This is a genomic window from Buttiauxella massiliensis (genome assembly GCF_902500225.1).
GTDB lineage: Bacteria > Pseudomonadota > Gammaproteobacteria > Enterobacterales > Enterobacteriaceae > Buttiauxella > Buttiauxella massiliensis.
Genome location: NZ_LR722648.1, coordinates 488,939 through 502,936 on the forward strand (window position 1 = coordinate 488,939; position 13,998 = coordinate 502,936).

8 protein-coding genes and 1 tRNA gene are annotated in these 13,998 nt (G+C 44.5%); 4 read left to right on the top strand and 5 right to left on the bottom strand.

Going from position 1 to position 13,998, the window contains the following annotated elements; translation table 11 throughout:
• Nucleotides 1-328: 328 nt before the first annotated feature.
• On the top strand, nt 329-1,882 hold the full coding sequence (locus GC128_RS02245) for a peptide MFS transporter (protein WP_151992917.1): 1,554 nt from the start codon (nt 329-331) through the stop codon (nt 1,880-1,882).
• Nucleotides 1,883-2,022: 140 nt separating this feature from the next.
• Here the strand turns inward: GC128_RS02245 and ybcJ are convergent, their stop codons facing one another.
• Both ybcJ and folD read right to left on the bottom strand, forming a co-directional pair.
• Nucleotides 2,023-2,235 carry a ribosome-associated protein YbcJ gene (gene ybcJ, locus GC128_RS02250; RefSeq protein ID WP_064516971.1) on the bottom strand — a complete coding sequence of 71 codons (213 nt, stop codon included), beginning with the start codon at nt 2,233-2,235 and terminating at the stop codon, nt 2,023-2,025.
• 1 nt (nt 2,236) lies between these two features.
• Entirely contained in the window at nt 2,237-3,103 is an 867-nt protein-coding gene (gene folD, locus GC128_RS02255; RefSeq protein ID WP_151992918.1) for a bifunctional methylenetetrahydrofolate dehydrogenase/methenyltetrahydrofolate cyclohydrolase FolD, read from the bottom strand.
• 187 nt (nt 3,104-3,290) lie between these two features.
• Here folD and GC128_RS02260 point away from each other — a divergent pair.
• Together GC128_RS02260 and GC128_RS02265 are read left to right on the top strand one after the other, a co-directional pair.
• Nucleotides 3,291-3,367, top strand: a tRNA-Arg gene (locus GC128_RS02260).
• A gap of 173 nt (nt 3,368-3,540) precedes the next feature.
• Nucleotides 3,541-4,707, top strand: a complete 1,167-nt coding sequence (locus tag GC128_RS02265; RefSeq protein WP_151992919.1) for a tyrosine-type recombinase/integrase — start codon at nt 3,541-3,543, stop codon at nt 4,705-4,707.
• Nucleotides 4,708-4,930: 223 nt separating this feature from the next.
• Here GC128_RS02265 and GC128_RS02270 read toward each other — a convergent pair whose 3' ends face one another.
• The 3 genes from GC128_RS02270 to GC128_RS02280 all read right to left on the bottom strand — a co-directional run bounded on the left by GC128_RS02270 (nt 4,931) and on the right by GC128_RS02280 (nt 13,677).
• Nucleotides 4,931-6,265: a hypothetical protein gene (locus GC128_RS02270; protein ID WP_226811970.1), complete on the bottom strand. Its 1,335-nt coding sequence runs from the start codon at nt 6,263-6,265 to the stop codon at nt 4,931-4,933.
• Complete coding sequence (locus GC128_RS02275; RefSeq protein ID WP_151992920.1) at nt 6,262-11,118, bottom strand: NACHT domain-containing protein; 4,857 nt, start codon at nt 11,116-11,118, stop codon at nt 6,262-6,264. The genes GC128_RS02270 and GC128_RS02275 overlap by 4 nt, the downstream gene beginning before the upstream one ends.
• Nucleotides 11,119-11,439: 321 nt before the next feature.
• Entirely contained in the window at nt 11,440-13,677 is a 2,238-nt protein-coding gene (locus GC128_RS02280) for a hypothetical protein (RefSeq protein WP_151992921.1), read from the bottom strand.
• 166 nt (nt 13,678-13,843) lie between these two features.
• On the opposite strand from GC128_RS02280, the gene GC128_RS02285 reads away from it, so the two are divergent.
• Nucleotides 13,844-13,998, top strand: a 155-nt coding sequence (locus GC128_RS02285) for a transposase (RefSeq protein WP_151992922.1), incomplete at its 3' end; no start/stop codon positions are given.

Genomic DNA, 13,998 nt, shown 5'->3' on the forward strand with positions numbered 1-13,998 from the left:
AAACAAAAAGAAACCAGGCTTAACATCCGAAACTGGTCACTACTTCCTCTCTAACAGCCTGGGCTAAGAGGAACGTTTCACCGTGATAATTTATGGCCTGACGAACAAGGTTTTCACACCAAAATCTGCCCATCTACATCTCATAACTGCCGCTATAAAATCTGTAAACGTAGACATTAGTCGACTTTTCATCTAAAAGTTCTGCGGTTGGCATTAGACAAATCCCGCTAACTAATAATAATGGCTGAATGTTAAAGAGCGGCAACTCAGCTAGCCGCCAGGCATTTCGCCACTGATCAACACAACCACACACCCTCTTGGAGAATTTATGCAATCCTCGGTTAACAACAACGAGAGCCGAACCTTCTTCGGTCATCCTTACCCGTTAGGCTCACTGTTCTTTACTGAGATGTGGGAGCGATTCTCATTTTACGGGATCCGTCCGTTACTCATTTTGTTTATGGCAGCAACGGTTTACGACGGCGGTATGGGGCTTGCGCGTGAAAACGCATCGGCAATCGTCGGTATCTTTGCTGGCTGTATGTATCTGGCAGCGCTGCCTGGCGGATGGCTTGCTGATAACTGGTTAGGGCAGCAGAGAGCTGTCTGGTATGGCTCGATTCTCATTGCCCTCGGCCACCTGTCGATTGCGCTTTCCGCGTTCATGGGCGACAACCTGTTCTTCATCGGCCTGATGTTTATCGTTCTTGGCTCTGGCCTGTTCAAAACGTGCATCTCAGTCATGGTCGGGACGCTGTATAAAAAAGGCGATGCGCGTCGTGACGGCGGTTTCTCGTTGTTCTATATGGGCATCAACATGGGTTCGTTTATTGCCCCCCTGATCTCCGGGTGGCTGATAAAAACCCACGGCTGGCACTGGGGCTTCGGTATCGGTGGTATCGGAATGCTGGTTGCGCTGGTTATCTTCCGTGTGTTCGCCGTTCCGGCCATGCAACGCTACGACAGTGAAGTGGGCCTGGATTCAACCTGGAACAGTCCGGTAGCTAAGAAAAACGGTGTCGGTGGCTGGTTGCTGGCACTGGCGGTCGGCGTGGCTGTTATCGTGACGCTGATTGCAAAAGGTGTAATTGTCATTAACCCCGTTGCGGTTGCCAGTGTGCTGGTATACGTGATTGCGGCGTCGGTAGCGCTCTATTTTATCTATCTGTTCATGTTCGCGGGTCTTAACCGCAAAGAGCGCGCCAGGCTGCTGGTTTGCTTTATTCTGCTAGTTTCTGCGGCCTTCTTCTGGTCTGCGTTTGAGCAGAAACCCACTTCGTTCAACCTATTTGCGAATGACTACACCGACCGCATGATCGGCGATTTTGAAATCCCTGCTGTGTGGTTCCAGTCAATCAATGCGCTGTTTATCATTTTACTGGCACCGGTGTTTAGCTGGGCATGGCCGCGCCTTGCACGTAATAACATCCGCCCAAGTAGTATCACCAAGTTTATCATCGGTATTTTATGCGCCGCTGCGGGCTTTGGTTTGATGATGCTGGCAGCACAAAATGTTCTGAACAGCGGCGGTGCTGGTGTGTCGCCACTGTGGCTGGTGGGAAGCATCCTGATGCTGACACTCGGCGAGCTGTGCCTGAGTCCAATTGGACTTGCGACCATGACACTGCTGGCTCCAGAAAGAATGCGTGGCCAGATGATGGGGCTTTGGTTCTGCGCCAGCGCGCTGGGTAACCTTGCGGCAGGCCTGATTGGCGGTCACGTGAAAGCCGATCAGTTGGATATGCTGCCTAACCTGTTCGCGCGTTGTTCCATTGCGTTACTGATCTGTGCGGCTGTACTGTTCGTGCTGATTATTCCGGTACGCAAAATGCTGGAAAATGCTCAGGTGAAGACAGAACAAAAACCGGTGAGCAATGCCTGATTAGTCATATCGTCACCCGTAATGAGGCCAGTCTGACGACAGGCCTCATTCTTTGAGCAGGCCCGGAAATATACATAGAATTGCAGAAAATTAATTCAGAAGGGAAACCCTCGCCGGAAAGCGAGGGTTAAACGGGAAGTTTAAGCTTCGACCGTAATGCTCAGTGTTTCAAAAACCACTGTCTGACCCGCAACGATTTTGCAGCGTTTGCGGGTTTCTACTTCGCCGTCTACTTTCACCAGCCCTTCTGCAATCACCGCTTTCGCCTGTGCGCCGCTTTCACACCAGCCTTCCAGCTTCAGCAGATCGCATAATTCAACGTGTGGGTGTTTACCTAATGAGAAGGTCGCCATTTTATTCTCCATGGACATCATGATATTCCTCGCAAGCCTGCAAGGTATTCTGGATAAGAGTGGCGACGGTCATTGGGCCAACGCCACCCGGAACCGGCGTAATATACGAGGCTTTGGCAGCGGCTTCATCATAATTTACGTCGCCGACCACTTTACCGCTCTCCAGACGGTTAATACCCACGTCCACCACAATCGCCCCTTCTTTGATCCACTCACCTGGAATAAAGCCAGGTTTACCAACAGCAACGATCACCAAATCAGCATTTTCAACGTGATGACGAAGGTTTTTGGTAAAGCGGTGAGTCACGGTAGTGGTGCAACCCGCCAACAGCAGTTCCATGCTCATCGGGCGGCCAACAATGTTGGATGCGCCAATCACCACGGCGTTCAGGCCGTAGGTATCAATACCGTAACGCTCAAGCAGCGTCACGATGCCACGTGGCGTACAAGGACGCAGACGCGGCGAACGTTGGCACAGGCGACCTATGTTGTAGGGATGGAAACCATCAACATCTTTATCCGGGTCGATACGCTCCAGAACTTTCACGTTATCGATACCTGCGGGCAGGGGTAACTGCACCAGGATACCGTCAATTTCTTTATCTGCGTTGAGCGTATCAATCAGCTCCAGCAGCTCTGCTTCAGAAGTTGTGTCAGGCAAATCGTACGAGCGGGAAATAAAGCCCACTTCTTCACATGCCTTACGTTTACTTCCAACATAAATTTGCGAAGCAGGATTCTCGCCAACCAGAACAACCGCAAGTCCTGGAGCACGTTTTCCAGCGGCAATTCGGGCTTTCACTTTTTCAGCAACTTCAAGCCGTACCTGCTGCGCAATCGTTTTACCGTCAATAATCTTTGCTGCCATCAGTCAGATGATTCCGTCTGTAATCGAAAAGGGAGGGGATTGTTTCTATTTTGTCAGAAGCGCGGCTCGCTGTCAGGCATTGTTAAGCCTTTATGCTCAATTGTCGCGCAGGCAGTTCAAAAGCCATTGACTAGTAAGGTACTGACCGTATAATCCGAACCCGCAATGCTTCCGAAAGGAATACAGTGCGCCCTTAGCTCAGTTGGATAGAGCAACGGCCTTCTAAGCCGTAGGTCACAGGTTCGAGCCCTGTAGGGCGTACCATTTTCAAGTCAACATACCTCTACTGAATTCGCTTTTCCTCCTTTATACTCCCTGAAATCACTGGATTTTTCTGTCCCGAGCTCTACTGTGGTCAACTCAGTTATACCCAAATCAAGTGGTATCTGGGGGCCTTTGAGGGGGCTCATCTCGTTCAATGGAAATTAGAGGCCCCTATGCCACTAAATGCGCGACAGATAGAAACTGCAAAACCCAAAGAAAAAGAATACAAGCTCACCGATGGCGGTGGCTTGTATCTGTTAGTAAAGCCTAATGGTGCAAAGTACTGGCGCTTTAAGTATCGTGTTTTGGGGAAAGAGAAAAAACTTTCCATTGGTGTTTACCCTGATATCTCTCTGGCCGATGCCCGGCTCAAGCGCGAAGAAGCTCGCAAGATGGTTGCTTTAGGTGGCGATCCGAGCGAGGAGAAAAAAGCTGAAAAATTGGCTCAGAAGGCAAATGTAGAAAATACCTTCAAAGCTATCGCGCTTGAATGGCATGAGTACAAACGACCGAACTGGTCAAAAGGCTACGCCGAAGATCTGATGGAAGCATTTGAAAACGATATCTTCCCGGATATCGGTAAGCGCCCAATCGCTGAAATTGAACCATTGGAAGGGTTAACAACGCTGCGTAAGTTAGAAAAACGTGGTGTGCTCGATAAATTGCGAAAAATTCGTCAGGCCTGCAAACAAGTATGCAACTACGCCATTGTTACAGGCAGAGCTAAAACCAACCCATTTTCTGAACTTGCAAGTGCGCTTAAAGCCCCTAAATCAACAAACTACCCTCACCTACTAGCGGATGAACTTCCTGCTTTCTTGCAAGCACTCGCTTCATATTCAGGAAGTCCTATAACTAGGTTAGCAACAAAGATTCTGATGCTAACTGGCGTTCGTACCGTAGAGTTGCGTATGGCTGAATGGAAAGAGTTTGATTTTGATAAGCGAGTTTGGGAAGTGCCGGTTGAAAGAATGAAGATGCGCCGCCCTCACATTGTGCCACTATCTGATCAAGTTATGGCGGCGCTGCGAGAGATACAAGCTGTTACTGGACGTTTTAACTTGGTATTTCCTGGGCGTAATGACATCACCAAGCCAATGAGCGAAGCGAGTATCAATCAGGTACTAAAAAGGATTGGTTATCACGGGAAGGCGACAGGACATGGCTTCAGACACACAATGAGTACCATCCTGCACGAGCAAGGCTATAACACGGCGTGGATCGAGTTACAGTTGGCTCATGTGGATAAGAACACCATTCGCGGCACGTACAACCATGCTCAGTATCTTGAGCAACGTAGGGAGATGTTACAGTGGTATGGGGATTATGTTGGTGAATAGGATGGCCAGGGAACAGGGGCGTGGTTGGGTTTCGTACAAAGTAATGGTTTAAAGATAAGTTAATTACGAGCTTAAAATTAACGTCTACAAGTGTAATGATGACGGTGTGTACAATGCACCGTTAATCAAACTCATTTGCCACAAGGTAATTTTTCCAAATCGTCTTGAGACCAACAAGTATGTAAAAAATTGCAAGCTTGGCAGCAAATTCGTTCGTCAATTTCTAATAAATAGCATTTTGTTTTTTTCTATCAAATATAGCTTGATGAGCACAATGATGATTCTCAGAGTCTATAAATATTATTCGAGGGCTAGTTGAGCGAGTATTAATAGCAGATACTCCATTAGCCTGATTTTCCGTTCGACACTCTGCCCATGCGTGAAAACGGCATAATTCAATTAATGGTTTATCGGAAAGATAATGCTTTTCTTTCCCTGTAACAACAAACCATTCATTATAAGAGTTTTTTATTTGCTTAATAATCGCTGTGGAACTTAGAGGGCCAGATGATTTCGTTGGAAAACCTGGGAATTTATTTAGAGGAGATATTTCCAAGGTAAGATTTAATTCACCCCCACACTTTTCATAAAGTTCATCCAAACAAGAAGATACAGATTCTAAATGTTCACTGAGATCGCTTGTATTTTTGTTGCTATTTTTTACATAGTCCATTGGGAAGTTTTCGCCCGAGTTGCTTACTATCGCAAATACACCATCACTCCGTTGAAAAATTAAAACTGGATAAATTAGAATTTTTGGTTTTGGCCCATGGAATCGACTCCCCGTCTCTTCATAATAAACATGAACGCCATAATAAACTGAGTCAATTGAATCAGCTCTAATATATTCATTTATTTGAGTTGCACGTAAAGGATATGGGATTTCTTTTGTAAGCAGAGAGCGATGTAGTAAATTAAATAATGAATCAGCATCACTTTGATATGTGTTTAGATTGAAAGTGTGAATATCTCTAGAGCTTACTTTACCCGTGATAAATGTTAGGGTTGGGTTTGTAAACACTACTGTCCATTCGCCATTGGATAGAACTGCGCATGGGGTATCATGCGTGTTATTATCCTTCATAGTACGGACGTAGCCAATAATTTGCTTTATATAGTCGTGCCACAGATTTATAACAGGAGAGCTATTCCCCGTATTTCCGTCGAGCACATGGCAGATTGCTGCAGCGATTAGTTCCTCATTTATTCTTCTGTCGTCTGGTTTCCGTGCGGTCACAAAGGGTTTACCCCAAGCCTTTGCTTCAAAAATCATTAACGGTGCATTAGTATCTTCATTTAGACCAACATAATCCATGAAGCGTGTGGTTTCAGCTTTTATTCTGGCTTCTTCTGTAACATTCCCTTTAGGGCCAAGACACCAACCTAAGATTGTTAATAGCCGATCGAGAAAGAACACACGTGTATTGTGTTCATGCAGTACATCTGCGCATACTTGTGCATAAGGATTAGGATGTCCCTGAGTAATAACATATTTGATATCTGTTAATAGCTCAGAAAGGTCCTCTTTAAATTTATTCCGTAGCTGGTTTTCGTTCACTGAATAAACTCCGGTAAACGATAGAGCAAGCGCCTAGCTGCGGGCCAACCTGCGGCCATAAATATATCCAGACTGTCAATTAAGCGTTCACGTCTGCATTCATCTTCAAAAATTGTTTTATAATCAGCAAGGAAAATACCCATCATTTTGACCAGTTGATCCATTCCCATTGATTCGTTTTGGAAACCGATCTTCGTTCCATGACGCAATGCATGAGCCATAAGGTCAAAACATTTTTCAGGATTTACTGGAACAAGTGTTTCAAGTAATTCTAAAAGATAGTAGATGGTGTGTGGTGTTCCGCAATCACCTATACGTCTCAGGTGTCTTTCTGTTTCATCTAGGAATATTTTTAATCCGCTCTGATCTAAGGGCGATTTACTCGCATTGAGTTTACCTTCGCATGCAAAACGAAGCTGAGAGCAGGCCGTGTCAACAATTTTAGCGCATAATTTCGTATTTTCTTGATCCGTATCTGACATTTGACTAAGAGAATAATATTTTTCTAGATTGATTCCGGCTGAATCAATAATGTCAAAAGCCATATCAAATATACGTTGTCTAATAGCCGAGTCCTTGGATGTGGCTTGGTCAGTGAGCCCAAGAACAAATCCTTCTCTTGAAGCTAGCAATATGCTATTTAGCTCATTTTTATATACTGTTGGGTTGATAATCCATTGTTGCAATATTTCATATGCTTCATTGATATTATGTACATACCAGAGTATGGCTAGATCACTGCTGACTATATTTCGAACACGTTTCTGATGTTCAGAATTATCATCAAAACGATTCAGTAAATTACAGATGATCTCGAAAACACGTTGAGGGTTGGTATGCAGTAATCTTCCGATACCGTCTCTAACCATGTGTTCAATAATACCTGTGTTACTTTCTTGCTCTAGGCGTTTGCTCAGGTACTCCCAAGCTATTTCCTGATCAATCCCCCAAAAATGTAATAGGCGAGCTGATATCTGAAAACGCACTGCGGGGTGAGGATCATTTAGCAACTTTTGAATATCAGGCTTAAGTCGCGTATAAAGATCAGGGCGCAGAGGTATTACATCGATAAGGATTTGTGCTGCATCAATTCTTGGTGCTGGAGAGCCCCAACCAATACTTTGAGCAAAAGTTTCCTCAGTATCCTCATCCACTGTAGGGTCTGTAGAATTATAGATGATCTGTAATAATTCTAAAAAATGCCAAGTTCGTTCCTCAGCCCTATCACTATGTTCAAGGGGCAGCATTTTTTTGGAAATAACCGCGGAACACCCTTTGACAATCACATCTTCTGCTAATGTTCTGACATATGGATGAATATTTTCTAAGCAAAGTTTTCCCCGCACGGTTTCGAGAATACTAAAGATTTCATCTATTGATAATTTAGACGAAAGTTCCCTGTTAGAGTCTAAGCTGAGCGCTGATTTAGCTGTTTCGATAGTTTTGATAAGGTCTTCATTATCTGGCTCATCTATGTTCAAGCCATCAATATAATGATACGGCGTATCATTACTAATAGTCGTATGTAATCTAAAAATCCTGTCATTTTGTAAATATTTTTCATCGGTAATGGTGTTTTTTAGTAAAACCCTAGCTGCATCAGTATATAATTTTTCTGAACCAATTGTATTGAATAGGCGACATAGTAGCCTATTCTTTGCATCTTCTTGATAAGGATGTTCGGAAAAGTCATACCTAAAAGCTGTATTTTCCAAATTATATCGTTCAGATTTCGAACGACGTTCAATTCCTTTGCCTATTAGATCGATAGCATCTTTACGAGTATCACTATTGCGGATGAAAATTTCTTGAGAAGCAATAGGCCAAAGAATATCAATAAGACTATCATCTCTTTCATTTGCTGCAAGGAATAGTCTTGCCCAGAATATAGCCAGCGATGCTTTCTCACAGATAAGTTTAGCAAGAATAATAGCATCTGATTCAGGGGCCTCTCTCAGACACTGAAGTAGTTTTTTAATCAGTACTTCACCATCATGGCCGTAGTCACTGTCCGGATCGTGTGCCCATATATGGCTACGATCAGTTTGAAGCTTAATATCATAATCAGGAACTGATAAATGTTCTTCAATTGTATCTAAAGGATGCTTTCTTGCCACGAAGCCATGTATTGCCCTAACTACAGCTTCAATTCCTTGCGCTGGATGTAGTTTGAGAAAATTGGGAAAATACTCACCGAGTGAATAACGAGCTGATTCATAATCCTGTCGTGCATTCGACCTGAGCGGTAGAATTCTGCTACTCCCCAGATTAGTCTCTCTTTCCTCTATGACATCATGGGCATAGACAAAATCAAAAACCTTAACAACAAAATCTGGAGCTTTCTTCCCGATTTTCTCGATGTTGTAACAAAGAGCAGGAATCTCCTCTGAGCCAAAATGCTGTAGCCTTTCAGTGTCGAGGATACTTTCGAGTAAACGAGAAGAATTAGGAATGTCAGTATCGATAGTATCTGCAACGAAGGGAATTGAGCTTCTGACCAAGTACCCTGGTTCATTCAGTGTGATGCTGTATGAAAGCAATACACGGCTCGATACACCGAGCATTTCACGTAGGGAATTGTTATCGGTAACTCGCTTAATCAGCTGGTACAATAAAAAACGTAAAGTCTCGGTTATACACTTTACTTCAGGCGTTAGGGCTGCTACCAAATTTACCCATGGCAGAAGAGGAATTTCTCTCTCATCTTCAAAACGTATTGCTAATGCACCACAAATATGGGCTAGGCTATCTATGGCAATCTTGTCACCAATTGCCACTCGTTTTGCGAGCCAAAGTAGGTCATTTTTTTCGGTTGGATATTCTGCCGCGATACGACCAGCGTAGCTACGCATGATTGGATCACATTCTTTATTATTCAGAAGATGGCCTATAGCACTCCAAAAGTGATGGTGATCATCACTGTACTCCCAGATTTCCTTAAGAATAAAGCCCAAGGCAGGAGACAAGATTAACCCTTGGGCTTGTTGTTTAGGAAACTGTTGCGTTCCCCTAATTAGGGAGGCTGGATCAAATGCAGTTTGTGCTGCGGCGTAGTCAAATAAAAGATGATGCCGAAACTGAACCCAACGATCATTCCCTTCTCGTGTTAATACCCCTTCTCGACAGAGTATGTCGATCATTTCTGCATTAGCTTGGGGAAGAAGTGACGGTGCCTTGAGAGATCTAGAAGTGATCATTGCACCTACAAGCGCTTTAAGACACTGAATTGCGTTAAGGCCATGTGCTTCAACACGGTATTGCCAATATATCTTTAACAATTCAGTCTGGGATGAAACGTTAAGCAGACTAATGTGTGAGTTCTGAGAGATTAACTCTGCAAGAAGCCTCGTATTGAAAGGCACTTTAGCTAGATCGAACAGCCTTTCAGAGGCTCCGTTCAGTGATATATCTAACGCCGGAGACTGTTTTAATAGCTGCTTGAATTCGTTATCTGACCAACGAGGGATGACTATATGACGAACAGCTGAAAACATAGAGTCAGATAGTTCAGCAATGGGGGGATGCCCTTTAAACAGCTCACGGAGTTTTACACCCATCCTTAGATCAAAACTTCGGATTGATGCAATCACACGCCATCGACCAGCACGTTCCATTATCTTTTCAATCAGAGGGCGAAAAACTGCTTCACCTTTTCCTCCTCTGGTTGCATCTAGTGCATCAATAATCAGCCAACCATTTAATGGGCCATCCCATGCTTCGATAACATCAGTGAGACTATGTTCAAGTCTGAGTTCGCGGCTAAGTCCCTCTAATGATTCCACTGAGTAGCGATCAACTGCCAGCTCCAACACATCATCGCCTCTTTGACGAAGATTGCGGGCTAAAGTATTGAGCACACCACTTTTACCCGCTCCAGGTTCACCGATAATCAGCAGAGAACCAGTTTGCACTGCCTCTTCAACGGCATTTTGACACTCTCTGGTTAGGCTTACTGGATGTCCAGACTCGCTTTCGATGATCTCATATCGCTTAAGTGAGTTACCAATTTCCAAGGAGTGCTGACGAAGCCGGGCAATATCATTGCGATATAGTGGGGATGCTGCCAGTTTTATACCTTTCCCCATAAGTTCATTACGCAAGAGTGTGCTATCTCCGCCACCACGGCGAGACATCATTTTGCCACAGATTTCTGCAAGCACACTTAGAGCTGTCGTTGGATCTGTATCCTGATCAAGGCTCTGCGTAAGCTTGGAGGTGATCACTGAGTCCATGCTTTCAAAATCGACAACCAACACAACAATGAGTCGAGAAAGTTGGGTTAGTAAATGTGGTGGTTGAGGGGCCGATGTTGAGCGTTTCCATGCATTAAAAACGCAGCGTTCAAAAATATCGAATGCCTGTTGCTGACTCTTATTCATGGCACCGCTACCATGATGAGAAAAAAGTTGCAGGGTAGTTGCAAGAGTTGTGCGGACAGTTACGGGGGCTTTAGCGCTAACAGCTAAAACGAGGCGATCTTTATCTGGGTCTAGAGGCCTATTCCATTCCAAAGAACCATTACCACTCTCGGATGTCAGCCAGTATCGAACAAATTGCTCCACCGTTCGGTAAAATGGGCTGTTTTCATCATCTGAAAGAGAAACTGTGGTTTTGGCTTGAATAGCCACAAAACCCTCAGCGGAAGTTGCAACCAGTATATCGTCTACAGGCGCTTCAGTTTCAAAACGTAACCAGATAGGAACGGCATTCCCTAAACCAAGATGTGCATCCAGTCTGTCTCCATTGAGAATTTGTGCCGCAAAATAAGCGCCTAGCTTTTGCTCGAATAAAATACCGCTGCTGGTTGCCGCACCACCACCGTTTGCTGGGCCATTCAGATTCGTATCAGACAAATTCCACCTTCACATTTCTTTTGGAGTGCTGGATGCACATTTGACCTTATTGTAAGCAGTATCATGTTAATAAAAGTCTTTTATAACAATGGATAATGTAGGCTCATTTATTGATTTCATACAAGGCAATTTCTCATCACTAGATCGGCTTTGAGTCAAAGGTCACATAAGCCTGTTTTTCATAATTGGTAGTGAACACCATGTAGTTCTTGATGTGATAATTACCATTTGTAGTAGTTTGGCATTGTCCATCGTTAGTCATATTGTACTTAATTCTGCCGTAAGATCGGGCCATATCTATGTCTCTTTCAAGGACAATCACTAGCTTTTCTCAACAAGCGCAATAAGCCGTAAGTACCGCGAATCCTTGATTAGGCTTGGTTCTTTCTCTTCAATTAGGCCGAGTATCTTCTGTAACTCGTATGGCGGTCGTGTGAACCTCTGTGGTGTTATCCTATCCATTAGATCAAGAGTCGCTGCAGGAAAAAGCATTGCAATTGGCTTTTCACCACCGAACTCTCGAGTGAAACGGTACAACTGGTGATCAAATGTCTCGATTGGCACCAAGAGTGTTTTTACTGCATCGTAGACCACCGGAAAATTGTCGCCAGTATCGTCAAGTAGACCAATCCACGCCTTCACCGAGCCCGTTGTCCTATACTGGCGTTCTTTGGGCCAGTCCTCTCTAATTAATGGAATCACGTAGTTAGCCCAACCGCTCTCGTTTTTCTGCCCAACCAAACCCAACCAGGAAATAAAACGATTTCTCACCTCGTCAGTTGTTGATCGCAAAATGGAACGCATTTCATTTCCAGAAGGGCTACATAGCTCTTCTGGATGGAACATTCTCATTAAACCAAGCCATTGCGAGGCTCGAACTGAAAAATCTTTCCCCCAAGAAAGATTTTTGATCCACGGTATAAGGTTAAGAAAACCAGGCTTGATAAGCTCCGCTACTGCAATACGAGGTATGTCATCACTGTGAAGATAACCATTCCATGCTGGTTCTGCAGCTGGATGCTTAAAATCCAAAATTGGTATAAGCCTTTCTTTTGTCCAATCAGGATCAATAAACATTAGCCAATTTAGATTGCGAGCCGTTATAGCTATAGCGTGATCCGCACCTTCTCCGGGCGCTGTAAAGAGACTCTCAATGCGAGACTTAATGGAGCCCGGAATAAGCGAACCAGCTTTCGCTTCTTCTCCGGGTATTGCTTGAAAAAGGGCTTGGGCAAACTTACCTACAGGACCATTGATTGCATGTTCGTACGTGCGCCTCGACTGTATAATAACCTCTCCATTCCGGAAAATTTCTCCGAAACCACTTTCCGTTGCATTAAACCCACCACCCAGTATGCCTTCGACAACATGATCATAGACAGCCCAAGCGAGACCATCATCAAACTCAATCGTCATAACTAAGTTTTGTGCAAGCCAACTACTTAATACATGTCGTAGTTCGATTAAAGTTGTCGCTGGTAACCGCATTATGCAGTTAAGGAATACTCGTCTCAGCCTTGGTTTAATCCCTGCAGGTAATTCAATTATCATTGGAGACCAGAATTCCTTAGGGTAATCGCCATTTTTCGCCGCAATCGTAAGTGCAGCCAATGCTTTACGTGGATTTTCTTTGATCAAACCAACAAAGGGACGTCTCCTCGTAAATTGGTAATCCTCCCGCTGTAGCTCCTCTTTTGCTTTTGGGATTATCTTATTTAGAGGAAGGTCTAAAACTAAATCAGTTTTTTCGTCCGTACCGACCCACCCCGAGCGGGTACCCCAACTGACGACCACAGAGGTAGCCCAGCCGTCATGCCAATCAGGAATTCTTTGGATCATCGCAGTGAGGCGCTCACTATAAATTGCTTTTAGTTCGCAGCCTTGTAGTTCGAGATAACGAGCGTATCTAGGAGCTAACACCTCCCTTTCTTTTAGGAGTTCTTCCTCAGACAGGTAAGGCAATTGATAAGGATCTGTCAGAATGAGCTCGATAATTAGGCTCTGCTCCTCTTCTGAGAACTCTTTCCATCGGTCTGTCAGCAGAAAAAGAAGTTCTCGGGTAACATTTTTATCCCAAAATCCATTTGGCTCTAAAGACAAAACTTCTTCGGCAACACGATCAGCCCTAAAGACGGCTGTTTTACTAAATGCATACAGTCTAAGTTTTCGGAAGAAAAACGGCTCTGTTACTGGCCAAGTTGTGACATGTGCTTTAGCTAATTCTGGCCACTTCACCGCTAAACGTTCAAAAAGCGAGACAAACCATGTCAATACATCAGCACCTTTCGCGAAATGTTCTTCCCCTTCCACAGCTCGCCCCGGATAACAGCTTGGCGTTGGGAAGTAAAAAGTCTCAATATCCTCCAGCAATCCTGAAGCAATAAGTAATTGCTCTTCCAGGATATTGAATACATGTCGTAACACATTATCAGGCACGTCCAAGTCGTCGTCATGTCTTTCAGCGAACACAACTTCGAAATGACCTAATTCGCTGAATTGAATCTCTTCCCAAGATCCGCTTGGCGGTCTGACTTCTCCCAAGCCATATGGCGATTTCATATCTAACCGTGGTGTCACCACTCTACGAAACTCACGTAGAACACCAGCTGTCCAACCCTGAGTATTAATTCGAGCTTTCAAGTCATGCTGTAAGTATCCCACCAAAATGGCCCATTCACTTTTAGAGATCTTCCGACATACTGATTATGTCCCCGAGGAGATCGCCATGCGTAAAATCCGGTTCACCGAGCACCAAATCATCGCCGTACTGAAATCCGTCGAAGCGGGCAGAACCGTCAAAGATGTGTGCCGCGAGGCCGCTATTTCCGAAGCCAGCTACTACAACTGGAAGGCGAAATATGGCGGGATGGAAGCCGCTGA

Excerpts from the sequence above, each read along its gene's own strand:
- GC128_RS02245 (WP_151992917.1), top strand. The coding sequence starts at position 329 with ATGCAATCCTCGGTTAACAACAACGAGAGCCGAACCTTCTTCGGTCAT.
- ybcJ (WP_064516971.1), bottom strand. The coding sequence starts at position 2,235 with ATGGCGACCTTCTCATTAGGTAAACACCCACACGTTGAATTATGCGAT.
- folD (WP_151992918.1), bottom strand. The coding sequence starts at position 3,103 with ATGGCAGCAAAGATTATTGACGGTAAAACGATTGCGCAGCAGGTACGG.
- GC128_RS02265 (WP_151992919.1), top strand. The coding sequence starts at position 3,541 with ATGCCACTAAATGCGCGACAGATAGAAACTGCAAAACCCAAAGAAAAA.
- GC128_RS02280 (WP_151992921.1), bottom strand. The coding sequence starts at position 13,677 with ATGAAATCGCCATATGGCTTGGGAGAAGTCAGACCGCCAAGCGGATCT.